The 23,845-nt window shown below is 60.8% G+C and carries 24 protein-coding genes and 1 pseudogene; 14 read left to right on the forward strand and 11 right to left on the reverse strand.

Annotated features, from left to right (window positions below; genetic code table 11):
* The 3 genes from MUN79_RS25675 to MUN79_RS25685 form a co-directional block, all read right to left on the reverse strand.
* On the reverse strand, positions 1–459 hold the full coding sequence (locus MUN79_RS25675) for a hypothetical protein (RefSeq protein ID WP_244675343.1): 459 nt from the start codon (positions 457–459) through the stop codon (positions 1–3).
* A gap of 59 nt (positions 460–518) precedes the next feature.
* The gene (locus MUN79_RS25680) at positions 519–1,322 is read right to left on the reverse strand and encodes a penicillin-binding transpeptidase domain-containing protein (RefSeq protein ID WP_244675344.1); all 804 of its coding nucleotides are present in this window, start codon (positions 1,320–1,322) and stop codon (positions 519–521) included.
* A 132-nt stretch (positions 1,323–1,454) separates the two neighbouring features.
* Positions 1,455–1,856 (reverse strand): YciI family protein, encoded by a 402-nt coding sequence (locus MUN79_RS25685; RefSeq protein WP_244675345.1) that lies wholly within the window; start codon positions 1,854–1,856, stop codon positions 1,455–1,457.
* Between the two features lie 214 nt (positions 1,857–2,070).
* Between MUN79_RS25685 and MUN79_RS25690 the strand changes: the two genes are divergently transcribed.
* From MUN79_RS25690 to MUN79_RS25705, 4 genes are all read left to right on the forward strand, one after another.
* Positions 2,071–3,024 carry an aldo/keto reductase gene (locus tag MUN79_RS25690; protein ID WP_244675346.1) on the forward strand — a complete coding sequence of 318 codons (954 nt, stop codon included), beginning with the start codon at positions 2,071–2,073 and terminating at the stop codon, positions 3,022–3,024.
* A gap of 231 nt (positions 3,025–3,255) precedes the next feature.
* A complete protein-coding gene (locus MUN79_RS25695; RefSeq protein ID WP_244675347.1) occupies positions 3,256–3,669 on the forward strand; it encodes a DUF983 domain-containing protein in 414 nt (137 codons plus the stop codon).
* 76 nt (positions 3,670–3,745) lie between these two features.
* Positions 3,746–4,000, forward strand: coding sequence for a hypothetical protein (locus MUN79_RS25700; RefSeq protein WP_244675348.1), 255 nt, complete (start codon positions 3,746–3,748; stop codon positions 3,998–4,000).
* Entirely contained in the window at positions 3,976–5,184 is a 1,209-nt protein-coding gene (locus MUN79_RS25705) for an alpha-amylase family glycosyl hydrolase (protein ID WP_244675349.1), read from the forward strand. The genes MUN79_RS25700 and MUN79_RS25705 overlap by 25 nt, the downstream gene beginning before the upstream one ends.
* A 196-nt stretch (positions 5,185–5,380) precedes the next feature.
* Here MUN79_RS25705 and MUN79_RS25710 read toward each other — a convergent pair whose 3' ends face one another.
* The gene (locus tag MUN79_RS25710) at positions 5,381–6,238 is read right to left on the reverse strand and encodes a pirin family protein (RefSeq protein ID WP_244675350.1); all 858 of its coding nucleotides are present in this window, start codon (positions 6,236–6,238) and stop codon (positions 5,381–5,383) included.
* Between the two features lie 345 nt (positions 6,239–6,583).
* Here MUN79_RS25710 and MUN79_RS25715 point away from each other — a divergent pair, with 345 nt between their 5' ends.
* The gene (locus tag MUN79_RS25715) at positions 6,584–6,877 is read left to right on the forward strand and encodes a hypothetical protein (protein WP_244675351.1); all 294 of its coding nucleotides are present in this window, start codon (positions 6,584–6,586) and stop codon (positions 6,875–6,877) included.
* A 75-nt stretch (positions 6,878–6,952) separates the two neighbouring features.
* Here the strand turns inward: MUN79_RS25715 and MUN79_RS25720 are convergent, their stop codons facing one another.
* Positions 6,953–7,633 (reverse strand): alpha/beta hydrolase, encoded by a 681-nt coding sequence (locus MUN79_RS25720; protein WP_244675352.1) that lies wholly within the window; start codon positions 7,631–7,633, stop codon positions 6,953–6,955.
* A gap of 187 nt (positions 7,634–7,820) precedes the next feature.
* Here MUN79_RS25720 and MUN79_RS25725 point away from each other — a divergent pair, with 187 nt between their 5' ends.
* Both MUN79_RS25725 and gloA2 read left to right on the forward strand, forming a co-directional pair.
* Complete coding sequence (locus MUN79_RS25725; protein ID WP_244675353.1) at positions 7,821–8,534, forward strand: DUF421 domain-containing protein; 714 nt, start codon at positions 7,821–7,823, stop codon at positions 8,532–8,534.
* A gap of 73 nt (positions 8,535–8,607) precedes the next feature.
* On the forward strand, positions 8,608–8,997 hold the full coding sequence (gloA2, locus tag MUN79_RS25730) for an SMU1112c/YaeR family gloxylase I-like metalloprotein (RefSeq protein WP_244675354.1): 390 nt from the start codon (positions 8,608–8,610) through the stop codon (positions 8,995–8,997).
* A gap of 11 nt (positions 8,998–9,008) precedes the next feature.
* On the opposite strand, the gene bamE is transcribed toward gloA2, so the two are convergent.
* Complete coding sequence (bamE, locus tag MUN79_RS25735; protein ID WP_244675355.1) at positions 9,009–9,587, reverse strand: outer membrane protein assembly factor BamE domain-containing protein; 579 nt, start codon at positions 9,585–9,587, stop codon at positions 9,009–9,011.
* Positions 9,588–9,672: 85 nt separating this feature from the next.
* Entirely contained in the window at positions 9,673–10,383 is a 711-nt protein-coding gene (locus tag MUN79_RS25740) for a hypothetical protein (RefSeq protein WP_244675356.1), read from the reverse strand.
* 89 nt (positions 10,384–10,472) lie between these two features.
* On the opposite strand from MUN79_RS25740, the gene serA reads away from it, so the two are divergent.
* The 4 genes from serA (at position 10,473) to MUN79_RS25760 (ending at position 14,697) form a co-directional block, all read left to right on the forward strand.
* Entirely contained in the window at positions 10,473–12,404 is a 1,932-nt protein-coding gene (gene serA / locus MUN79_RS25745) for a phosphoglycerate dehydrogenase (protein ID WP_244675357.1), read from the forward strand.
* A 50-nt stretch (positions 12,405–12,454) separates the two neighbouring features.
* A complete protein-coding gene (locus tag MUN79_RS25750) occupies positions 12,455–12,940 on the forward strand; it encodes a hypothetical protein (RefSeq protein ID WP_244675358.1) in 486 nt (161 codons plus the stop codon).
* 95 nt (positions 12,941–13,035) lie between these two features.
* Positions 13,036–13,635: a hypothetical protein gene (locus tag MUN79_RS25755; protein WP_244675359.1), complete on the forward strand. Its 600-nt coding sequence runs from the start codon at positions 13,036–13,038 to the stop codon at positions 13,633–13,635.
* A 12-nt stretch (positions 13,636–13,647) separates the two neighbouring features.
* Positions 13,648–14,697: a nucleotidyl transferase AbiEii/AbiGii toxin family protein gene (locus tag MUN79_RS25760; protein WP_244675360.1), complete on the forward strand. Its 1,050-nt coding sequence runs from the start codon at positions 13,648–13,650 to the stop codon at positions 14,695–14,697.
* A gap of 98 nt (positions 14,698–14,795) precedes the next feature.
* Here MUN79_RS25760 and MUN79_RS25765 read toward each other — a convergent pair whose 3' ends face one another.
* From MUN79_RS25765 to MUN79_RS25780, 4 genes are all read right to left on the reverse strand, one after another.
* Positions 14,796–16,430 (reverse strand): PA14 domain-containing protein, encoded by a 1,635-nt coding sequence (locus MUN79_RS25765; RefSeq protein WP_244675361.1) that lies wholly within the window; start codon positions 16,428–16,430, stop codon positions 14,796–14,798.
* A gap of 306 nt (positions 16,431–16,736) precedes the next feature.
* The gene (locus MUN79_RS25770) at positions 16,737–17,000 is read right to left on the reverse strand and encodes a hypothetical protein (RefSeq protein ID WP_244675362.1); all 264 of its coding nucleotides are present in this window, start codon (positions 16,998–17,000) and stop codon (positions 16,737–16,739) included.
* Positions 16,997–17,410: a hypothetical protein gene (locus MUN79_RS25775; RefSeq protein ID WP_244675363.1), complete on the reverse strand. Its 414-nt coding sequence runs from the start codon at positions 17,408–17,410 to the stop codon at positions 16,997–16,999. Before MUN79_RS25775 ends, MUN79_RS25770 begins: the two co-directional genes overlap by 4 nt.
* A gap of 59 nt (positions 17,411–17,469) precedes the next feature.
* On the reverse strand, positions 17,470–18,789 hold the full coding sequence (locus MUN79_RS25780; protein ID WP_244675364.1) for a D-alanyl-D-alanine carboxypeptidase/D-alanyl-D-alanine-endopeptidase: 1,320 nt from the start codon (positions 18,787–18,789) through the stop codon (positions 17,470–17,472).
* Between the two features lie 316 nt (positions 18,790–19,105).
* Between MUN79_RS25780 and pyrG the strand changes: the two are divergent.
* The 3 genes and pseudogenes from pyrG (at position 19,106) to MUN79_RS25795 (ending at position 23,825) form a co-directional block, all read left to right on the forward strand.
* Positions 19,106–20,750: pseudogene (gene pyrG, locus MUN79_RS25785) on the forward strand (CTP synthase).
* Positions 20,751–21,586: 836 nt separating this feature from the next.
* Complete coding sequence (gene yidC / locus MUN79_RS25790) at positions 21,587–22,960, forward strand: membrane protein insertase YidC (protein WP_262923083.1); 1,374 nt, start codon at positions 21,587–21,589, stop codon at positions 22,958–22,960.
* 295 nt (positions 22,961–23,255) lie between these two features.
* Complete coding sequence (locus MUN79_RS25795; protein WP_244675365.1) at positions 23,256–23,825, forward strand: DUF6438 domain-containing protein; 570 nt, start codon at positions 23,256–23,258, stop codon at positions 23,823–23,825.
* The last annotated feature ends 20 nt before the right edge of the window (positions 23,826–23,845 follow it).

Raw genomic sequence — 23,845 nt, forward strand, 5'->3', positions numbered from 1 at the left:
TTATTTCTCAAACCGGCGCAGGCGCTTCTTGCTGAGCTCGTAGCTGATAATGGCCGGTACGTAGAAGGTGACGTCGGCCAGGAGCTTAGCCAGCAGAATGCCGCCTGCCAGGCTACCCACGGCGCGGGGCAAATAGTACATCAGCGCCGGGCGTACCAGAAAACTATCGAACACCTCGGCCAGACCGAATTCCACGACCAGAGCCCGCAGATTGCGCAGCAGCGTCCGGCCCGTGTATAACTGTCCGGCAGCACGCAGCTGCCGGCGCGTGTGCCAGATATCCAGGGCCAGAATGTAGCCGAAGTAAGCCACGTTGCCGGCCCAGGTGCCCGCCAGCGCCGTGCTGACGTAGCTTCCACTCAGCCGATACGCCACGCCGGCCGCGCCCAGCGTAGCCAGCACTGAGAGGATTTCGGCCGGGCCGTAGCGCTGCAGCCATTCTCGCACGTTCCACTTCATGGCGTAGAGGCCGGGTCACAGCCGGAGTGCCGTAGGGCCCGGGCGGTTGGGTGGCGCTTTTAGTTGGTGAGCAAAGCCATTTCCTGCAAAATCTGCTCGGCAATGGCCTGTCGGCCGGCCATAAACTTTTCGTCGGCGGGCTTGCCGTCCTTGGGCTCGGCGTTCAGGGCAAACACGTACACGTTGCCGGCTTGCTCGAGCCAGCCCACAAACCAGCCATTGGTGAGCTTGGCCCGTTGGGTCCAGGCGCTGGTACCGTAGAGCTTGAACTGCGGCGTAGATTTCAGCAAAAACAGCTGCTTGGTCAGGGCTTGGTTGTGGGGCGCGGGCGGGAGCTTTTCGGCGTAGAGGTGACGCAGAAACGTTACCATCTGAAACTGGGAAATGCGCGAAATACCGGCCGTCCAGAAGGTTTGCAGCACTTCGGGCGTCACCACCATCTGCCCAAACTTGAGCCGGAGCAGGGCCTGCTGGTAGCGGGGCACACCCACTTCCTGGGCAATCTGCTGCATGCAAGGCTGGCAGTCGTGGCGCAGGGCCGCCCCCAGCCGCAGGTCCCGGTTCCAGGCGGCCTGGTCGCGCTTCACCTGGTCCCAGGGAAAGACGTGGCTGGTATCGGACAGCACGCCGGATTCGAGGCCAATCAGGGTGTTGGGAATGTTGAACGTAGCCCCGGGCAGGTAGCCCTGGTTGCAGCGGGCCACGTCGTAGGCCGTGTAGCGGTTAGCTTTCTGGTCGTAGAGCAAAAACGAGCCGCGCAGACCGTAGCTGTCGAAGTACTTTTTGAAGTCGCGCTCCGTAAGTGCTTGCCCGCGGGCACTAAAGCTGCTGAGCAGCACAAGGAATAGGGCCAGAAAACGCATCAGGCAACAGGCTGGTATAAGGGTAGAGCCCCGCGGGCAGAGGAAGCGCCCTGGCAAGCTTTGTGCCCAAATATGAGAATTCCCAGCCCAGGCCCAAAAGTTAGTGCGGAGCTCCGACCCTGCTACCGCTCCCTAAGGCCGGCCCAGATCCTGATTTTCCCACGGATAAATTTCCATGCTCAGGCTGCCGGCCTGCACGGCAGGGTCGGCCTGGGTGAGGCGCTGAGCCTCTTCCAGGCTGGCCGCCCGCAGGATGTACATGCCGCCCAGGGCGCTGTCGGGCCCGGGGCAGCGCCCGGCCAGCGTAAGGCGGCCCTGTTTGGTGAGTTGCTGCAGATGCGCCGCGTGCCCGGCCCGGATGGTGGACTGCATCTCCACATCGGCCTGGCGCTGGGCCACGTTTTTGAGCAACACCAGGTAGTAGGTTTTAGCCGGGGTAGCGCGACTGGGAGCCGACTTCTTTGACTGGGCCACCACCGGGGCGGCGCCCAAGCTTAGCAGCAGGGCGAGGACGAGAAAACCATGTTTGCTCATGGGAAAGCGGACTTAAGTGTGACAGGACTACCAATGTGTACGGCAAGCAGGGGCGGAAGTAGTCGTTGGCCCCGCTGCTTTCGGCTGGACTTCGGGTGCTAAGGCACTTACCGCGCACCATTCGCCGCCGGGCAAAACAATTTGCTCCGTAACCAGTAGTACTACGCTGCCGCCGGCCCTGGCGGATTTCATTTCCTGACTACTCAGTACTTCTATGGCTTCTACACGCACCTTGGGTCGGTCCGACCTGCATATTACCCCGCTGGTTTTGGGCGGCAACGTTTTCGGCTGGACGGCCGACCAGTCTACTTCCTTCCGCATCTTGGACGCCTTCGTGGCGGGCGGCGGCAACGCCATTGACACGGCCGACGGCTACTCGGTGTGGGTGCCCGGGCACGTGGGCGGCGAGTCGGAAACTATTATCGGGCAGTGGCTTCGGCAGCGCGGCCGCCGCGACGACGTGGTTATTGCTACCAAAGTAGGCTGGGAAGTAAACGCCGAGAACAAAGGCTTGGCCAAAGACTACATCTTGCGGGCCGTGGAAGGCTCGCTCAAGCGCCTGCAAACCGATTATATCGACCTATATCAGTCGCACAAGGACGACCCCACGGTGCCCGTAGACGAGACGCTGGAAGCCTATGCCCAGCTGGTGCAGCAAGGCAAGGTGCGGGTTATCGGCGCTTCCAATTTTACGGCTGAGCGCCTGCGCGAATCCATGGCCGCCAGTGAGCAGCACGGCTTTCCGCGCTACGAAACCCTGCAGCCTCTCTACAACCTCTACGACCGCGCCGACTTCGAGCAAAACCTGCTGCCGCTGGTGCAGGAGCACAACGTGGGCGTGATTCCCTACTACGGCCTGGCTGCGGGCTTCCTCACTGGCAAGTACCGTTCGGAGGCCGACCTGCAGAAAAGCGCCCGGGGCGGTGGCGTAGGCCAGAAATACCTCAACGACAAAGGCCTGCGCATTCTGGGTGCCCTCGACGCGGTAGCGGCCCGCCTGCAGGCCACGCCCGCCCAGGTGGCCCTGGCCTGGATTATGGCCCAACCCGGCCTGACGGCGCCCATTGCCTCCGCCACCAGCCCCGAGCAAGTCACGGAGCTGCTTAAGTCAACCGAGCTGCAACTCAGCGCCGACGACCTGCAGCAGCTGGGCGAGGCTAGTGCGTAAGCTGGTAAGAGTGCCGCCCGGTAGAAACCAGCCTTAGGCGCCTCCCGGGCAGGCTCTCGTAGGGGCTTGAATTACTTCCGTAATTCCTCTGCATCTTGTTAGTCCTGGTCGGGTAGCCGGCCGGGACTTTTTTGTTGGCAACGGGGCTTAATCTGGAGCTTCAGGCAGCCACACCGGGGTTCTGTGCGTAGGAAAACGGCAAGCTTCCTTTCGTCTTTACGCCCGTTTGCCATGCCCCGCATTGAATCATCCGCTTTGGCCTGCCTGGCGCTGCGCTGCCCGCGCTGCCACGAGGGGCCACTGTTTACCAACCCGGCCCTGAGCTCCAACTTTGCCCGCATGCACGAGCACTGCCCCGTGTGCGGGCAGGCCTTTGAGCCTGAGCCGGGCTTTTACTGGGGCGCCATGTACGTAAGCTACGCCTTTTCAGTGGCCATTTTCACGCTCAGCGGAGTGCTGTGCTACTACGTGCTCGGCGACCCGGCCGTGTGGGTCTATGTGCTGACGGTGGCCGTGGCCAGCCTGGCCCTTATGCCACTGGTGTTTCGGTATTCGCGGGCCATTATGCTGTATCTGTTTGGCGGCGTGCGCTATAATCCTAACGCTACTCACCGTACCCCGGCGAACTCGTCGTATCAGGAGTAAACGCAGCATTGCCGCAGCTACCGGCTTTTTTCGGGTGTGGCTAGGGCGTTGCCAACGAAAAAGGTTACTTGCCCGCATGCTTTACCGTCCTCTTTCCACCCTGCTCGGTGCCGGCCTGCTGCTGGCTGCGGCCTGTTCCTCTCCCTCTGCCGAAACCACCACGAAGTGCGCCGACATTCCGGCCAAGTTCACCGTGCAGCATCCCGAATGGGCCCGCAACGCCAGCATTTACGAGGTCAACATCCGGCAGTATACCCCCAGGGCACTATCAAGGCGTTTGAGGCCGAGCTGCCCCACCTGCAGAAAATGGGCGTGGGCATTCTGTGGCTGATGCCGATTCAGCCCATTGGCCAGCAGAACCGCAAAGGCCAGCTGGGCAGCCCCTACTCCATCCGCGACTACCGGGCCGTGAACCCCGAGCTGGGCACCATGCAGGACGTGCAGCACCTGGTAGCCGAAGCCCACAAGCTGGGCATGCACGTCATTCTGGACTGGGTGGCCAACCATACCAGTTGGGACAGTAAGCTGGCCCAGCAGCACCCCGACTGGTTTACCAAAACCGCCAGCGGCCAGTTTCGCCCGCCGGTAGCCGACTGGCAGGACGTTATTGACCTCGACTATAGCAAGCCCGAGCTGCAGCGCTACATGCGGGAAAGCATGGCTTATTGGGTCCGGGAAGGCGGTTTCGACGGGTTCCGCTGCGACGTGGCCGGCCTGGTGCCCACGCCCTTCTGGGAGCAAACCCGGGCCGAGCTGGAGAAGCTAAAGCCCGTGTTTATGCTGGCCGAGTGGGACGAGCTATTTCCCCCGACTTTCCTGAAGCCCGGCGAGTTTGACCCCAACACCCACTTGCTGGAAAAAGCCTTTGACATGACCTACGGCCTGCGCCTGCACGACGTGCTCGACAGCGTGGCCCGTCATCAGCGCCCCGCCTACGATATCAACGTGTACCGGGCCCGGGAGCGGCGTATGTACCCGCCGAGCGTGTACCTGATGAACTTTACCAGCAGCCACGACATCAACAGCTGGGACGGGAGCGAGTATGAGCGCCTGGGTCCCAATGTGCAGCCTATGGCCGTGCTGGCGGCCCTGCTGCCCGGCATGCCCATGGTATATACCGGGCAGGAAGCCGGCCTCAAAAAGCGCCTAGCCTTCTTCGACAAAGACACCATCAATTGGGGCAATTACCCGCTGGAAAATTTCTACACTAAGCTGCTGACTCTTAAAAAGCACCACCCGGCCCTGCTCAACGGCGACGCGTGCAGCCAGTTTACGGCCCTGCCCACCCCGGATTCTACCGACGTGTATGCTTTCAGCCGCCGCAAAAACGAGGCAACGGTGCTGGTGGCAGTTAACGTGGCCGCCAAGCCCCGGCAGTGGGCTTTGCCCCAGAACCAGAACCTAGAAGGCAACTACCGGGAGCTGTTCAGCGGTAAGCTTCAGCGCCTGTCAGCGGACACCAAGCTCCCTCTGCCACCCCACGGCTACGTGGTGTATGAGCGGCAGAAACAATAACCTAGTCTCCCAACGTGTCATTGCGAGCGAAGCGCGGCAATCCGTCCTCTACGCAGTACTACCTGCCCTTTTACCAGAAAGCCCCTTCCCTTAACAACGAGAAAGGGCTTTTCAGTTTAGAAAACTCGGCACATTTCAGAGGACGGATTGCTTCGTCCTGCGTCCTCGTAATGACACAAGGTTCCGGCTTCAGTTCCTAGTGCTGCCACTGGCCGAATTTGCCGCGGCGGTAGTCGTCGTAGGCCTGGTGAATCTCCTCCTCGGTGTTCATCACGAAAGGCCCCTGGGCTACCACCGGCTCGTCGAAAGGCTGGGCGTGGCCGAAGAGCAGCACGCTTTCGGCCGGGCCGGCCTGGATGCGCAGCGCGTCGCCGTCGTTGTTGAATTCCACCAGGTTCAGGGCGTCCACGGTTTGGCCGTTGACGGTGAGCTGGCCGCGAATGATGTAGAAAAAGATGTTGTGAGCGGCTGGCACGTTCACGGTTATTTCCCCGCCGGGCTGGAAGAAAATCGTGTTCAGCTGCACTTCCGACAGCGTTTCGAAGGCGGGCTTATGCCCCTCCCACTCCCCGGCAATCAGGTTGACCGTTACTTTCCCCTCGTCCAGCGAAAGGCTGGGAATATCTTCCTTCTGCAGGCCGATGTAGCGCGGCTCGGTCATTTTGAGGCGGGCCGGCAGGTTAAGCCAGAGCTGCAGAATTTCCAGGGGGCCGCCGGTTTGCTTGAACTCCTGGGACGACACCTCGGCGTGAATCAGGCCGCGGCCGGCCGTCATCCACTGCACCCCGCCGGCGGTAATCACGCTTTCGTGGCCCCCGCTGTCCTTGTGCATAATGTCGCCCTCCAGGATGAAGGTGACCGTTTCCATGCCGCGGTGCGGGTGGGGCCCAAAGGGCAGGCCGTTGTTGCGGGGCTTGTAGGTCTGGGGGCCGTGGTGGTTCAGAAACAGAAACGGGTCGACCTGGTCGAGGGTGCGCGAGGGCAGCGGCGAGTAGGTTTTCAGGTCGGCAATGGGCGAGTACGCGGCGCGGTGAATTTTCTTGATGGTGCGCATGAGATGCTAAAGTCAGGAGTATGGCTGATAAACCGGCCGCAACTCGTTTTGTCCCGAGTCAGGTCAACTATTCCGCCGTTTTTGCTCTACGTGCCTTTTCTCCGGAAGATACTGCTCGCCGTCTGTGCCCACTGTTCCTAGCCGACCCTCCCTGACCTCAACTAGAACTGTCCTTGTTGCAGATCAGTCCTTGGTTTTTTTACAGTACTAAGCGGCTCTTACATAGTAATATGTATATTAAAAAATTATCCATCTCCAACCTTCCCCGTCGAGCTACGTTAGAGGCAACTCAAGACCGGCTTTCAACCACAACCGGTTTATGGTTCCACGAAACTTTTTGCTCCCATGAAGAAGCTATTTGTTTTCGCCGCCTTGCTCGCCACGGGTGCATACTCTGCCCAGGCGCAGTCGACTACGACTACCACGACCAAGCAAACGACCGTGACGCCGGCTACCCCGGCCACCCCCGCGACGCCTGCCTCACCCACCACGCCCGCCACGACCACCGTGGAGTCGACCACAACTACTGTGGACCAGGCTCCCGCGACCGTAACGCAGGCCCCGCCGGTACAGACGGTGCCCAATGACGTGAAAGTGAAAGACAAGCGTCGCAAGGACAAAATCAAGCCCAAAGACTAGGCAGCACGCCCCGTCCCGGATAGTTGCCAACGCCCGGCCGCACCAGTTGCGGCCGGGCGTTGTGCTGTTTGGCTCTTACCCCTTTTCGGGGCCTTGCAGCTGCTGCCGGAGCCAGGCCACCACATCGTGGTCTACCTGCTCCCGGCACTCGTCTAGGCCGTGGCGACAGTTGGGGTACAGTTTCAGCTCCTTGGGCTCCCGGGCCCGGGCGTAAATCATTTCGGAGCAGGTAGCGGGCAAGATTTCGTCGGCCGTACCATGTAGCAGCAGCAACGGCCGCGGGCTCACCTGCGGGGCCAGGTTGGTGCCGTAGGTCTGGCTGCTCATGGCTACCACGGCCGTTACCGCTTCACTCAGGGCCCCGGCCGCTATTACCACAGCCCCGCCGAAGGAATGGCCCACCAAGGCAATGCGGCGGTAGTGGTGCTGGAGCGCGAGGTACTGCACAGCCAGCATGGTGTCGGCCACGCACTCTTCCAGGTAGTTAGGCCGGCGGTAGTGCACCCGCAGCGAGGCAATGCCGTGGGCGGTGAGTTGGGCAGCCAGGCGCGGGTACAGGCCCCAGGCCGGGCCATCGAGGCCACCGCCGGCGCCGCCCACCCACACCACGGCGGGCGCGCCTTCTCCGGCCGGATGAAGCCGGGCAGGCATCTCGCCCGCGTTGGTATGCAGAGTTAATTCTTCCACCCCGTCGGCCACGCCGTGCTGGGTTACGGATTCGAGAACAAATTCGAAGGGTTTGTTTTTGCGGGTCATAGCGTGGGGCCGGGCCGGAAAACTGCCTGCATAGGTATACTCCCCAGCCGGCATTATGATATAGCCGGGCTTACATCATAGCCACACTTTTAATTGTTTTTTAATTGATTGTTAAGGCTTTCTAATCAAAACAACTCAACTATACGCGGCGGGCTTGCGTTAGGAAGCTCAACTATTCTGTTACTCTATGCTTATAGCCGCCGCTATCCAACCCTTCGATTGGAACCGAATCCTGTTCTCGGATGATGCTCCGCCCCTGTTTCTGCTGGAAGTAGTAGTGCGCTGTGTGCTTACCTACCTTATGGTTATCGGGGCCTTGCGCGTCACGGGCCGGCGCGGGGTGCGGCAGCTGTCCATCTTCGAGCTCAGCATCATCCTGGCTCTGGGCTCAGCCGCCGGCGACGCCATGCTCTACGACGACACGCCCCTGCTGCACGCGGCGGTGGTGTTCGTGGTGGTGCCGGTGCTGTATCTGCTCTTTAACAAGGCTACCGAAAAGTATCCGCGCTTCAGCAACTGGCTGGAAGGCAAACCCGTGTTGCTCATCGAGGACGGCAGCCTTTGTATCGAGGAGTTCCGGCAGCAGAATCTGACTCAGAAAGAGCTGTTCGGGGAGCTGCGCAAGTTGCAGGTAGAGCACCTGGGCCAGGTGCGCCGGGCCTACATCGAGGCTACCGGGGAGGTCAGCGCCTACTTTTACACGGATGAGGATGTACAGCCCGGCCTGCCCATCTGGCCCGAGCGCCTTACCCAGCTGCACCAGCACGCCCCGCAGGCCGGGCCTCACGCCTGCGCCACCTGCGGCAAGGTGCGGGAGCTGCCCAAGCAGGGCGTAGCACGCTGTCCCGTGTGCCAGGACGACCAGTGGACTCCGGCCTGCGAAGCCAAGCGAATAGCTTAAGGCCGGTTGGCATTCATTCGTGGGAACTCTAAACAGCCGTGGCCCTTCCTGGCCGGTGCCCGTACCTTTGAGCATGATTCCACTGCTGCACGTGCACCACATTGCCATTATCTGCGCCGACTACGCCGTGTCGAAGCGCTTTTACACTGAGGTGCTGGGCCTCAGCATTATCCGGGAAGTGTACCGGGCCGAGCGGCAGTCCTACAAGCTGGACCTGGCGCTCAACGGGCACTACGTCATCGAGCTGTTTTCCTTTCCCGAGCCGCCCCGCCGCCTCAGCCGGCCCGAAGCCACCGGCCTGCGCCACCTGGCCTTCGCTGTTTCCGATTTGGAAGCCACCGTGGCCTGGCTCGACCAGCACCAGGTAAGTTCTGAGCCCATCCGGACCGACGAGTTTACCGGCCGGCGCTTCACCTTCATTCAGGACCCCGACGGGTTGCCGGTGGAATTTTACGAGCAGTAGCGCGGCGTTGCTTAGTCGAACGTAGATTCCAGGTGATCTAGATTACTATTCCATTCGGATGGCGGACTCAAGGAGTAGATAACCTCATCGTCGAGCACGGAATAAGGCCGGTAAACTTTGGCGTATACGCTCGAAACATGGGCCGAAGAGTCGAAATGCACCCACAGCATGGGGTAGCGCCCCGCCCACGCTACCGGGCGGGTGTAGGTAAACGTCGTACTCCGGTCGTGGGCAGGGGTGCTACCCACACTACTGCTATGCACTGCCGAATCAGCTGTGGCCTGGCGCATCCAGGCTTCTATATCTAGCGTGTCGGTTTCGTTGGCGCCTTGCTTGTTAGTGCTGCGCATGCTCAGGTTATAGGTTTCACTGCCTTCCTCGGAAAGCATAGTGTAAGGCCGCCCCAGAATGTGCACCACTTGCCGCATGCTCATGCCCGGTTGCACCCGCCGTATCCGGGCCGCAGTGACCTTACCAGCTACGTCGCGCCAGAAGAAAAAGTCCAGGACGACGCTGGTATTTACCACAAATAGTACGAAGCCCAGTACTAGGCTGCCCACAATAGCAAGGCCCTTTAGAAAGCGTTTCAACGACGATAAGGTCAAAAGGAAAAGTAGATGGGTACGGGCATCAAACGTTGCGCTGCTTTCAACAGGTATACTCAGGCGGCCGCCTCTACTTGGTCAACCGAAACGACAGCCCCGCCCGAAACGCCTGGGAATACACCTCATTGGCTTCACCCGCTACGTCACCGCCATAGTTGGTCAGCCCATACGAGTAGCCCAGCGACAAACCAACTTCCTTGTAGTAGGCCGTCAGGTTGAGGCGGCCGCGCACGTCGACATCGGGGTGGGCATGGCCCCGCTTGGTGGTGTAGCTCACCCCCTTGCCGCTCACGGCCTCGCCCCGCTCCTCGCTGTGTAGCAGATAGCCCGCTTCCGGCCCGGCCGTCAGATCCAGCGCAACGCTACCCAGCTCAAAGCGGTGACCAAAAAAGGGATGCACATTGATGAAATTATTGGTTAGCGTGGTGTGGCCATCAGTTTGAATAACGTTGCTGTTTCGGTCGAGAACCGAAGTGATTTGCACCCGGCTGCGCAGCACGTCGTAGCCGGCCTGCACGCCCAGCAGGTTCTGCCCGCCGGTTAGGCGCTGCCACTGCCCGGCCAGCCCGTAGGAAAAGGCCGGGCGGCGGCCGTAGGCGTTGGTGGTGTAAGGTCCCGTTCCGGCTCCCAGGGTGGGCATAATAATGGTGGAGTTGCTGCTGGCCGCCGCTCCACGGTAAGCCGCCGCGCCCGAGTTCAGGTGAATCGAGAATTCGGTGCGCTGCCCGTAGCTGAAATGGGCGGCTAGGGCACCAAGGAAAAATAGCGTGAACTTCTTCATAACGACTACTACAGGTAAGGACATTTTAAGAATGAGCAGGCAACCTGGGCAAAGGTTGTAAACTTCCCCCAAGAATTTTCCCGGGCCGAATGGGTTTTGTGCCCGATATTACCGCCGCTATGCCCAAACCAACCGCCACGCTGCCCTACCTCATCATCGACTTCGACAGCACCTTTACCCAGGTCGAAGGCCTGGACGAGCTGGCCGACATTGCCCTGCAGGGCCACCCCGACCGGGAGAAAGTAGTCGGCGAAATCCGGGCCCTCACCGACCAGGGCATGAGCGGCAACCTCAGCTTCTCGGAGTCCTTGAAGCAGCGGCTGGCCTTGCTGCCGGCCCGGCGCGAACATCTGCCCCTGCTGGTGGCGCAGCTCAAGGGCAAGGTTTCGGAAAGCATCGTGCGCAACCGCAGCTTCTTCGAGCGGTTTCCGGGCCGGGTTTATATCGTGAGCAGCGGCTTCCGGGAGTTTATCGAGCCTGTGGTGGCCGACTTTGGCATTCAGGCCGACCACGTGCTGGCCAACACCTTTACCTTCGACGAGACGGGCCGCATCAGCGGCTTCGACCCCGACAACGTGCTGAGCCGCGACGGGGGCAAGATTCTGCAGCTCCAGCAGCTCGACCTCGAAGGCGACGTGTACGTGCTCGGCGACGGCTACACCGACTACCAGATCCGGGAGGCCGGCCTGGCCAACCGCTTCTATGCCTTTACCGAAAACGTCAGCCGCGAAGCCGTAGTGGCCCGCGCCGACGAAGTGCTGCCTTCTTTCGACGAGTTTCTCTATCAGAACAAGCTACCCATGACCCTGAGCTACCCCAAAAACCGCATTAAGGTATTGCTGCTCGAAAACCCCGACGTGCGCGCCGCCGAGCTGTTTCGCGCCGAAGGCTACCAGGTTGATTCCGTGCCCGGCGGCCTCGACGAAGAGGAGCTGCTGGAGCGCATCGAGGGCGTAAGCATTCTGGGTATCCGGAGCAAAACCCAGGTAACGGCGCGGGTGCTGGAACGGGCCAACCGCCTGATTGCCATCGGCGCCTTCTGCATCGGCACCAACCAGATTGACCTCACCGAGGCCATGAAGCGCGGCGTGGCTGTCTTCAACGCGCCCTTCTCCAACACCCGCTCGGTAGTCGAGCTGGCCCTGGGCGAAATCATCGTGCTGGCCCGCCGCATTCCGGAGAAAAACCCTAAGATGCACCAGGGCGAGTGGGATAAGTCGGCCAAGGGCTCGTTTGAAATCCGGGGCAAAAAGCTGGGCATCGTGGGCTACGGCAACATCGGCTCTCAGCTGTCAGTAGTAGCCGAGGCCGTGGGCATGCAGGTGCTCTACTACGACGTAGCCGAAAAGCTGCAGCTGGGCAACGCCGTGCGCTGCCGCACCCTGCAGGAGCTCCTGCAGCAAGCCGACATCGTGACCCTGCACGTGGACGGCCGCAAGGACAATACCAACCTGATTGGCGCCGCCGAGCTGGCGTTGATGAAGCCCGGCGCCATCCTGCTCAACAACGCCCGCGGCCACGTGGTGGATGTGCCGGCCCTGGCCGCGGCCCTGCGCAGCGGCCACCTCGGCGGCGCGGCTGTCGACGTGTTTCCCTACGAGCCCAAGACCAACGACGAAGGCTTTGAAAGCGAGCTGCGGGGCCTGCCCAACGTGCTGCTCACGCCCCATATCGGCGGCAGCACGGCCGAGGCCCAGCGCAACATTGCCGAGTTTGTGCCCGAGCGGATTATGCAGTACATCAACACTGGCAATACCCAGCAGAGCGTCAACTTCCCCAACATTCAGCTGCCGACCCAGCAGGCTCACCGCCTGATTCACATTCACGCTAACGTGCCCGGCGTGCTGGCCCGCATCAACAACGTGCTGGCCGCCCACCACGTCAACATCCTGGGACAGTACCTGAAAACCAACGAGCAGATCGGCTACGTGATTACCGACATCAACCAGGAGTACGACCAGGAGGTGATTCAGGCCCTGCGCGAGGTAGAGCACACCATTAAGTTTCGGGTTCTGTACTAAGCAGGATTACGGCTAACGAGAAAACCTTTCAGTCACACACCGGCCCTCTTATGCTTGCGTTCCTTGTAGCAACCAACCTTTTTGCTTCTGCAGCCGCTGCACTACCCGGCTGGGCCCAAACCCGCTGGCAACAGTCTGGGCTGGAGAAAACCTACGCGCGCACTTCTTACCTCCAGCCCGGTTTCTTACAAGCCGATTTCAACGGTGACGGAAAACAGGACGTGGCCATCTTGGTCACCCGCAAGCAAACCCAAAGCCGGGGAATTCTGATTTTACATCAGGGCCTTCCCCAGCACCATCTACTGGGTGGAGGCAAGGGGCCAGAACTGCTGCAGGGTAGCTTTACCGGTTTCTTTTCCTGGAGCCTATACACCAAGCCGAGTACGTTTGAGATACTACTGGATAAAACGGACACTCTAGCCGAGCGCACCGTAAAACTCCGCTACCCGACCATCGAAATGGGCAATGAAGAGGGCCCAATCGGCATGATTTATTGGAATGGCAGCAAGTATATCTGGCTGTATCAAACCTGCTGACATACTCCGCAGCGTCAGAGCTTGTGCCAGGCGAAGCGCCCCATTGAATTCCAGTTGCTCAACCAAGGCTTGACCAAAGTAAGTTGCTTCAAAGTATGTCAGTTGCCCTGTTTCCGTTCGAAATTCACCTTACGACGGGCAGCTTATCCGCGGACCAGGTACGTGCTTTCGTGCGAGCCTGCGAAGCGCTGCAAGCCAAGCCCCTGCTGATTGAGCTAGCCCGGGGGCAGCACCAGCAGCAGCCCATGCTCAGTAAGGTGCTGCTCCTTCCCGATTTGCCCGCCGCCCTGGCCGCCGCTACCGCCGATGCCGAGCTACTAGGGTTTCGCCAGTTACCGGTGCAGCGGGTCAAGATTGAGGTGCCGGCTGACTACCCCTACTTAGCTACTCCGGCGGCCGGCGCAGCGTTTCGGCCCTACTACGAATGGCACGGCCGGGTACCGTATGAGCAGGTGTCCTCGTTGCTGGCCGTCTGTACCCAGCACGGCGCGCACCTGTCGCGCAATGCCCTGAAAGATGCCGCCGCGACGCGCTTTGTTACGCTGCGGGAATTTGGCCCGGCCACGGTGTTTCGGCAGCGGCTGGCGCAGCTGCAGCACGCCTTGCAGCCCGAGTGGCCCATTCAAAAGCAGCAGGCCGAATATTGCCTCTACGACAGCAACAGCGGGCTCGACCAGGGCTGGCTGCCAAACTAATCCTAGTCGAGTATGGATATTTTAACCGTACAACAGCGCGAATTCCTGGTCTACGAAGCCTTTATTCGCCGGGCCGCCCAGCTCAATCTACCCTTCATGCTCAAGGGCAGCTACGTGACGCGGCAGTACTTTGCCAACCCTGCCGACCGTATCCCCGGCGACCTGGACTGGCTGTATATGGAGCCGCTGGCTGAAGTCAGTAGTGCCCGGGAGGTGTTCAACGACTGGGTAGTGCAGGTTACCGAGCAAGCCGCCCACGACGGGGTGAGGTTCCGCAGCTTCCGGGAAAACGCGTTTTGGCGCACGATTGACTACGCCATGGATGACGACTTCCCGACCGTCAATACCGACCTAGCTTATTGGCTCGACGGCGAGGAAAAGCTCGATGAAATTCCGCTCGATATTTCCTTCAACCTGCCCCTGAGCGTACCTAGCGTGCCCCTGCTCTACCGTCCTTTGCACGGGGAGCCGTTCTTGGTGCCACACACGGCCCCGCTGGCGCTGCAGATTTCCTGGAAAATTCACCAAACGCTGGTGCGCCCCCGGTTCAAGGACCTTTTCGACCTGATTCACCTGCTGCGCCACCCCGACTTCACCTACACGACCCGTCAGCAAGCTCTGCAGGCCCTAGTCGACGAGTGCCAGACCGATGAGACCAATGTCCACCGCCTACGCCACCTAGTAGCGGGCAAGCTGGCACCGCTGTTTCCCGACGGTGTTTCCGCGTCCTGGGATGCTTGGCGGCATGGAATACAGCCCCGGGGGCGTAATATTATCTTCTACTTTCGCGAGCAAGCAGAGTTTCTAACCAACGAGACAAACCTGCCAACTCACCTGTCCGATTTCGAGGCGCAAGTGCGGGAAGCATTTCAGCAGGCTGGCTTCGAACAGGCCTTACCACACTTGCCCGTGCCCACCAAGTTCAAGCCACAACCAAAACTCGTTGCGAAGGCAGCCACACTAGCCGATTCGGGCTCTGCTCAGGCCTCAGGCACCAAATCTTCTGCGGTTACCAAACTACCCTGGTCCTGGCGCGACGCCTTTAACAAGCTTTTCAGGTAGCCGGTCCGCGTGCGTCGGCTGGGTGCCCAGGCACGATACCAACAAGAAAGGCGGCTCCCGTGGGAGCCGCCTTTCTTGTTGGTATCGTGTCAGCTGCTTTAGTTGCTGCCCAGCGGCGCGGTAGGCACCGGGTCAGCTTTCGGGTTGCGCAGCTGCAGCTGCTCCCGGGTCGTGACGGTACCCACGGTCATGCGCAGGTTATAGTCGCCGGCGGGCAGGCCCGTAAAGTCCAGGGTCTGGTGATGGGCACCTTTGGGCTGGCGGCGGTAGTCCGACACGCGGACCGGTGCGCCATTCTGGTTGTAGAGCACCCAGCCCATCGGGATTTCCTCGGGCAGTTCGTAGCGCAGCTGCACCACGCCGTTGCTGGGGTTGGGGTAGATGCTCATCTTATTGGCTCCTACGCCGGGCTTGCTGCTGGCCATGGCCACGGCCGTAGGCTCCTCTGACTTGGCTGGCTTGAGCTTCCACATCTGGTTTTCCTTACCGGTATAGCGCCACTGCTGTATGGTACCTGCCGCCGAGTCCTTGGCCGTCAGAGCCTTGTTGCTATGCTTGGCCAGCAGCTTATAGTAGCCGTTTTCGGTGGGCTCGATGCGCCATACCTGGTTGTTGCCGCTGTAGTAGGGCCACAAATCCATTTCGGCCCCGTTGGAAGTGGAGCTGCCCAGTACTTCCAGCACCCGGTTGTTGCCGGGTACCACCAGGCGGTAGAAGCCGTCGGCCAGCCGCTCAATGCGCCACTGGGGCTCTTGGTTGCGGCTATCGGCCTCTTTGCTGGCCGTGCCCAGCCCGTTGTAGATACGGCTGTTGGGGCGCGAAGGGTCGTCGATTTCGAGGGGTTTGCCCGTGGTGCGCGAGGTCAGCACGTACACGCCGGGCTCCAGAGCCGGGGCTGGCGGAGTTTCTTTGGCGGCCTTCGCGGCAGCTTTGGCCGTGGCTTTTTCAGCCTTGGCAATGGCCGGATCGGGTTTAGCCGGGGCCGGAGCCGCCTTAGCTACTTTCGCCTCGGGCTTGGCTACCGGGGCCGGAGCGGGCTTGGCCTCGCGGGGCTTGGGCTCTACTTTGGCTTTGGCTACCACTTTAGCCGGGGCAGCAGGCGCGGGTTTTGGGGCGGCCGGAGCCGCCGCTACCGCCGTACCGGCCGGGTCGGGCAGGCTTGAAGAGCCTTGCGGATACAGATAAGCAGTTGGAATTACCTGGGGTCCTTGGCCGGGCGGGGCCCACATCATCTGAAACTGGGCTTCGCCTTCGCCGGCGGCAAACTCAATCTTGATGGTTGTTTTCTCGCCGGCGGCCAGGGCAATGCCGCTGCTACCGGTGGCACCGACTTTATTGCCGTTGAAGGTGTCGATGATCTTCTTGCCGTTGACCCACACGCGCACTTCATCCACGGTTTTGCCGATGAAGCGGTAGCTGCCCGTGGCCGGGGCCGCCAGCAGCCCTTCCCAGCGGATGGAGAAGTTGTCGTCCGAGAGGTCGGGGCCGGGAGCACCCGTGCCCCAGTTGAAGCTGATAGACGGATCTACGCGCTGCTGCAGAGGCGCTCCGGCCAGACTACCATTGGCAAAGTAGCTGCCAGTCAGGCCCGAACCGGCGCCTTGCGCGGGCTGCGAAGTGAAGAGAAACGGCGAGCCGCCAAGGTCGTGACCAGACGTGGTGGCACTCAGAGCCGTTGTTGTTGCGCCGGCACAAAGACCGGTCACCAGCGAGCAAAGTATCAAGCGACGCACAGCGGAATAGTTTAAGGTTATACAGTTGACAAACCGGCAGACTAGAGAAGGTTTTAGCCGGTCAGCAGCAAATGGCGGCATGAATCTACCGATAATCGGGCAGTCATGCCAACTCAACCATGCTTTACCTTGATAACTAGCCTACCGTTCTGGATAAAATGCAAATAACAGACTACCAATCCGTTCCCCATAGCTCAGATAGCCTAACTTTTCGTTCCTGTCAAAAATGCAGTTAGTCGGCGCTAGCTCGACGGCGCAGAACGCTGGCACGCGTAAGCCAGCAAGCAGCCCGGCAGCCCGGCTGGCTTACTGACCAAACTGCTTGTTGCTGTCGTAGTCGGCGAAGGCAACGCGGCCGAAGTCGCGGATGGTACGGCCGTAGGACTCCACCTTGTCGGGGTCGGTGGCGTGAAAACTCTCGCCGCCCTCCCGGTGCAAAAACCAGGTGCGGCGGGCCGGGTCGTATTTAAACGTAGTAATGTGCGTCCAGCGCCAGGCACTACCGCCGTAGTACTCCAAGGAGAAGTAACCGTTTTTGATGGCTATGCCCTGAAACGGGTCACCCATCATGCCGCCACAGCCGGTGCAGAGCACCACTTTATCGTTGCGGGCCCCAGGGTGTAGCGGCCCGTAGCCGAGCCCAGCAGCAGGAGCAGCGGCCGCGGTGTCTCGTCGCCCATGGTGCTGCTATCGGCGGCCAATGAACGCAACACCACTATTTGGTCGGGAAACGCGTCCCGGTTTAAATCTCCTTGGCTCACGGCTTCGACCCGGTAGCCGGCCGGCGTGAAGCGGGCCAGCTCCCGCACGGAGTCTACCGGCGCGGTCGAGGCTGTAGCAACCCGGGGCGGCGCTTCGGGTGCAACCGGCGCGGCGTGAGGTTGAGCGGCCCGAATTTTATCCTCCTTCCCTCCTGATTGACAGGCCGGTAAGCTCAGCAAGCCAATTACGGCCCACATAATTTGACAGTATTGGCGCATGGGTATTCAGTTTACGAAGACCGGTAAAAGGAAGGAGGCTTCAACTAAGTGCGGCGGGACTAGAGCCGCTCCCGAACCTGGGCCAGAATCCGCTCCATCTCGCGGCGCACGGCCCCGGTTTCGGCCACGTGGTTATTGTTCATAAAGCTCACGGCCAGCAGCCGGCCCTTACGGGTGCGTAGGTAACCGCTGAGGTTGTGCACGTTGGTGAGCGTCCCGGTTTTACCCCAGAACCACGTGCCGCGGGCGTCGTGGTAGCCGCGGCGCAGGGTGCCGTGCCCGCCGCCGGCTGCTAGCAAGCTCAGTAGGCGGGGCTCGGACACTTCCCGGTGCAGCTTCACCAGCAGGGCCGTCAGGTCGCGGGCAGTGGCCAGGTTCAGGCGCGACAGGCCCGAGCCGTCGACCCAGCGCGGGGCATCGGGCAGGTCGGCCAGAAACTGTTGGCGCACGGCCCGGATGGCGCGGGCCGTATTGAGCGAGTCCGAACCCAGCCGGCTGGAGCACATGAGTAGTAGCTGCTCGGCCAGGAAATTGTCGCTCACCTGCAGCATGCGCCGGTACAGTGAGTCGACGGGCAAGCCGGGCAGGGTCCGGATACTGTCCTGGTGCCGGGGGCGCCACGGCAGGGCCAGCACTGGGCGGCGCAGCGTGTCCTGCAGCAGCCGCAGCACCACGTCGGGCCCGGTGCGGAAAGGGGTTTCATCCACCCAGCTGCGGGTGGAAGGATACACCACGAAGTGGTTTTCGAGCAAGGGGCGCCGCACATGGTCGGGGCTGCTGGCGCCGGGCGGGGCGGCTTCCACCAGGGCCGCGAAGATGCGGGGCGCTACCCGCAGCGGCTGGCCGGGCCGGGCATAAAAGCGCACAGTGTTGCCATACAGCGGCAATGGGCTGCGCTCCGGGGAAAAGTAGTAGTTGTAGTCGTCCCAGCTCCAGCCCGGCCCGAAGGCTTCCACGCTGGGAATGGCGGTATAGAACAGCTTTTCGGGCCGGTTTTGCAGAAACGTGAAGGCGCGGCGGCTGGGCACGTCGCCGTGCAGCAAGGTCGGGTCGCCGGTGCCCCAGAAGACAAGCGAATCGGGGCGCACCACGTAGCACAGGCTGGGCAGGGAGTCGCCGAGCAGATGCAGGCCGGCGTAGAGGCTAAAGAGCTTCATGGTGCTGGCCGGCTGGAAATACTCCGCGCTGTTGAGCTCATAAATAGCCTCGCCCGTAATGGCATCGGTGATGCTGAGCCCACGTGGTGCTGACTCAACACCGCGGAGCCGGTCAGTAGTTTGTTGAGCCAGCGGGGACCTTTGCCCCGCCGCAATGCGGTTTCGGCCACGTTGTCGTCGGCTGAGCTTTGGGCCCGGGCCGCGGGCAGCAGGTACGCGCACAGCAAAAAAGATACTAGCAACAGGCAGCGGGACATGAGCAGCGGGTTTGAGCCGCGCAATATGCAAACTCAACCACAGATTTTGCCGCTTTTTGCGCCCCGCTCCAGCCCGGCGGCGGTGTGGCACTTAGGGCCAGGGAGTTGAAGTAAAGGCTTAATTGAAAATGGAAATTTTGGGGCGTTATTACGGCCGGCTGCCACCCTATATCCAGGCACGGAAAGGGGCTTTTCCCCAACCTGATTTCCCAACTATTCTCGACAAGATTCAGATTTGCGCCGCGCCCCTCCCACATATTTGAGTAGCTTTGCGTCCTGTTATGCCAGACAGAACCCCCACTCCCGCGACTACCGCCAAGTACATTTTTGTTACCGGCGGCGTGACTTCCTCCCTGGGTAAAGGCATCATTGCCGCCTCCCTCGCCAAACTTTTGCAGGCCCGGGGCTTCCGGGTCACCATCCAGAAGTTCGACCCCTACATCAACATCGACCCGGGCACGCTGAACCCATACGAGCACGGCGAATGCTACGTGACCGACGACGGGGCCGAAACTGACCTGGACCTGGGCCACTACGAGCGGTTCCTGAACGTGCCGACCTCCCAGGCCAATAACGTCACCACCGGCCGCATCTACGACCACGTAATCCGGCAGGAGCGCGAAGGTGCCTACCTCGGCAAAACGGTGCAGGTAGTGCCCCACATTACCGACGAAATCAAGCGCCGCATGCTCATGCTGGGCGAAAAAGGCGAGTTCGACATCGTCATTACCGAAATCGGGGCTGCATCGGCGACATCGAGAGCCTGCCCTTCGTGGAGGCCGTCCGCCAGCTGCGCTGGGAGCTGCCACCCAACGATTCAGTCGTCATTCACCTCACCCTGCTGCCCTACCTGGCCGCGGCCGGCGAGCTAAAAACTAAGCCCACCCAGCACTCGGTGCGCGACCTGCGTGAGGCCGGTCTGCAGCCCGACATTCTGGTGTGCCGCTCCGAGCACCCCATTCCGATGGAGATGCGCAAGAAGATTGCGCTGTTCTGCAACGTGAAAATCAACTCGGTTATCGAGGCTCTCGATGCCGACAGCATTTACTCGGTGCCCCTGCTCATGCTCAAGGAGCACCTCGACGAGCGGGTAATCAAGAAAATGAAGCTGACCGGCGGCCACGCCCAGCCCGACCTGGAAATCTGGAAAGACTTTCTGGGCCGCCTCAAAAACCCCACCGAGGAAATCACCATTGCCCTGGTAGGCAAGTACGTGGAGCTACCCGACGCCTACAAGTCCATCAACGAGGCTTTTGTACACGCCGGCGCCCAAAACGAGTGCAAGGTCACGGTGCGCAGCATCCAGTCGGACCACGTGACGGCCGAAAACATCGGGCAGCTGCTGCACGGTGTGGACGGCGTGCTCGTAGCACCCGGCTTCGGGAGCGGGGCTTCGAGGGCAAGGTAGCGGCTATTAAGTACGTGCGCGAAAACCGGATTCCGTTTTTCGGTATCTGTCTGGGCATGCAGTGCGCGGTAGTGGAGTTTGCCCGCAACGTGCTGCAGCTGGAAGGCGCTTCGTCGACGGAAATGGACCCCAACTCTCCCTTCCCCGTCATTGCCATGATGGAAGAGCAGAAGAACATCACCCAGAAAGGCGGCACCATGCGCCTGGGCGCCTACGACTGTGAACTGCGCAAGGGCTCGAAAGCGGCCAAGGCCTACGGCCGTAACCACATCAGTGAGCGGCACCGCCACCGCTATGAGTTCAACAACGAGTTTTTGAAGCAGTTCGAGGAAGCTGGCATGGTTCCCTCTGGCACCAACCCCGATACGGGCCTGGTTGAGGTCATCGAAATTCCGAACCACCCGTGGTTTGTGGCCGGGCAGTTTCACCCCGAGCTCAAAAGCACGGTTCAGAACCCGCACCCGCTGTTCGTGCGCTTCGTGAAAGCCGCCATCCAGCACCACAAGAACGAGTTCTAAACTACGGGAACTACACGTCGTGGCGGGCAGGACGAAGCCTGGCGTCCGCTGCCCAGCACGACCCGCTCTTTTATTAGAAAGCCCTTTACTACCGCGGTAGTAAAGGGCTTTTCACTTCAACATAATCTGCACGTTCCGGAGCACGAATGGCTTAGCGCCGTCCGCCATGACAGGGCCCGGCAGGCCGCTTCTGCCAAATACGCCGGTTTGCGAATATTCATCTGCCAATCCCGACCTTTGTCCTGGCTCGCCGGATTTTTGAGGCAAGCCGTGCTTTCCCCGTACCTTTGCGTTTCGTGGCGCCCGGCGCCCCTCACTTTTTCCCGTCAGTACCTTCCTTCGATGGACAAAAACCAAGCAACCGGCCTGTTTCTGATTTCGGCCTTGCTCCTCGTCTACCTGTTCTTCTTCTCGCCGAAGCCGCCGAAAGAACAACCCGCCGCCAAGGCTACCACGGCCGCCAGCAAGGCCGGCGCGGCCGCTCCTGCCCCGCTCGACTCGGCTACGGCCGCCCGTACGCTGGGCGCGTTTGCCGCCGCCAGCCAGGGCACAGCCCAACAGGTGCAGCTGCAGAACGCCAACCTGACGGTAACCTTTTCCTCGAAGGGGGGCCGGGTAGAGGCCGTGCGCCTGAATAAGTACAAGACCTTCTTCGGCAAGCCACTCGACCTGCTCGACGCCCAGAGTGCCCAGCTCGACACCCGCTTCCGTACCACCGACGGCCGCACCATCAAGCTCTCCGACCTGTACTTCCAGCCCGCCGCCGTGCAGGCCGTGACCAGCGGGGAACGGAAAGGCCAGCAGCTGACCTTCACGGCCGCCGTGGCCGGGGCAGCATTGAGCAGGCCTATACCTTATTTGACGACTCCTACGAGGTGGGCTACGCCCTGCGCATGCCCGGCGTGGCCAGCACGCTGGCCGCCGAGCCGCTTACCTTCAGCTTCGTGGACCACGTGCGCCAGACCGAGCAGGATGCCAAGCAGAACCGTAACCACTCGACCATCAACCACTACCTGGCCTCCGACGACCACGGTGCTCTGGTTGAAGCTTCCGAGAACCCCGAGGAAATCAAAATTGGTGAGCCTCTGAAGTGGGCTGCCCACAAGCACGACTTCTTCATTGCCGGTATCATTGCCGATAACCAGTTCAGCAACGGGCAGTTCAACTCCAAAGTAGACCTGGAAGACTCGACTTACCTCAAAACGATGAGCTCTACGCTGGCTATTCCGGTAGCCGACGTGCAAGCCAACAAGGCGACTTTCCGCTACTACTTTGGGCCCAACTCCCTGCCGATTCTGGAAAACGTGGCCCCCGGCTTCGAGCGCAACGTGTACCTGGGCTGGGGCATTTTCCGCTGGGTGAATAAGGGCGTGATTCTGCCCGTGTTCCACTTCCTGGAGCAGTTTATCGGCTCCTACGGCATCATCATTGCCCTGCTCGTGCTGCTCATCAAGCTCGTGACCTGGCCTTTGACCTACAAAACCTACGTCTCACAGGCCCGCATGAAAGTGCTGAAGCCCGAAATCGACGCGCTCAAGGAAAAGTACGGCGACGACCAGACCAAGATTCAGAGCGAAACGATGAAGCTTTACTCCACTTTTGGGGTAAGCCCGCTGGCTGGCTGCGTACCTACGCTGCTCACCATACCGATCTTGCTGGCCATGTTCCAGTTTTTCCCCAACGCTATTGAGCTGCGCCAAGAACAGTTCCTCTGGGCCAAGGACCTGAGCAGCTACGACGTGTTCATCAAGCTGCCCTTCTACATCAAGTGGTACGGCGACCATGTCAGCCTCTTCACCCTGCTGATGACGGCCTCCACCCTGCTTATGACCTGGCAGAGCAACCAGGTCAACACCCAGATGCAGGGCCAGATGAAGGTTATTGGCTACGTAATGCCGGTTATCTACATGTTCGTGCTGAACAGCTTCGCCGCCGGTCTGACCTGGTACTACTTCGTATCGAACATGGTCACCTTCGGTCAGCAGTTTATCACCCGTAGCTTCGTGGATGAAACCAAGCTGCGCGCCCAGCTCGAAGCCAACAAGGTGAAGAACAAGGACAAGAAGCCCTCAGGTTTCCAAGCCCGCCTGGCCGAGGCCATGAAGGCCGCCCAGGAGCGCGAGGCCCAGGCCAAGCAGGGTGGCTCGGAACCCCGTGAACCCCGGGAGCCCAAAGGCGACAAGCCCCGCAAGCCCACGCGCCGCTCGTAGTCTCCTCTAAGCGCTGCCGTAAACGCACAACGCCTTTTCACCGCCCGGTGGAAAGGCGTTGTGCGTTTGCGGCCTGTTCTCCCACTATTGGCTGGCCTTAGCGCACGCGCTTGGACGGCAGGCATCTGAGGTGGTTTGACTATGCTTCCACAGCAGCAGAAGCCCACTTCCGGGCTGCTTGTTCAGGCTCTGCTGACCTAGCCCAAACCGCAGCCGGTATTCCGGGCGTAGGTAGTTGGTTAGTGGCTCGTTTTTTGGAACTTACCTGGCCGCTCACCTTTTAATGTCCTTGTCTATGCGCCTCTCCTTTGCTTTGCTGCTTGCCGCCCTGCTAGGGGCTGTTAGCGCCCCCGCCCAGAACCTGCTCGCCGATAAGAATAAGGCCAAGACCAAAACCGTCTCGCTAAGCCGGCAGCCAGTCAAGACCAAGGTAAAGGTGGTAACCAAAAAGCCCGTGGCCGCCAAAAAAGTGGAGGCCGTGCCCGTCATTGTCTTCAAGCGGACCCCTTGCTTTGGTACCTGCCCGCACTATGAGGCCACCATTTTCTCCGACGGCCACGTGTCGTACATCGGCTACCGCTACGTGCCTCTGACCGGTCCCCACGAAATGAAAATTCCCCTGGCCACCGTCAACAAGATTCTCGACGATGCCCGCCGCCTCAACTTTGCCACCTACGAGGAACGCTACTCCCAGGGCTCAACCGACCTGCCCGCCACCATCCTGAGCATCCGGCAGGCCAACGGACAACTCAAAACCGTGCAGGCCGAGGAAGGAACCCCTCCCGAACTGGAAACCCTGCTCAAGTTTGTTGGAGCCGAAATCGAGAAGGTATCCGGAGGCACCAATGCCGCCGCGGATAGGTAGGTGGGGGACGGTCACTGTTT

This window comes from Hymenobacter cellulosilyticus, assembly GCF_022919215.1.
Classification (GTDB): Bacteria; Bacteroidota; Bacteroidia; order Cytophagales; family Hymenobacteraceae; genus Hymenobacter; species Hymenobacter cellulosilyticus.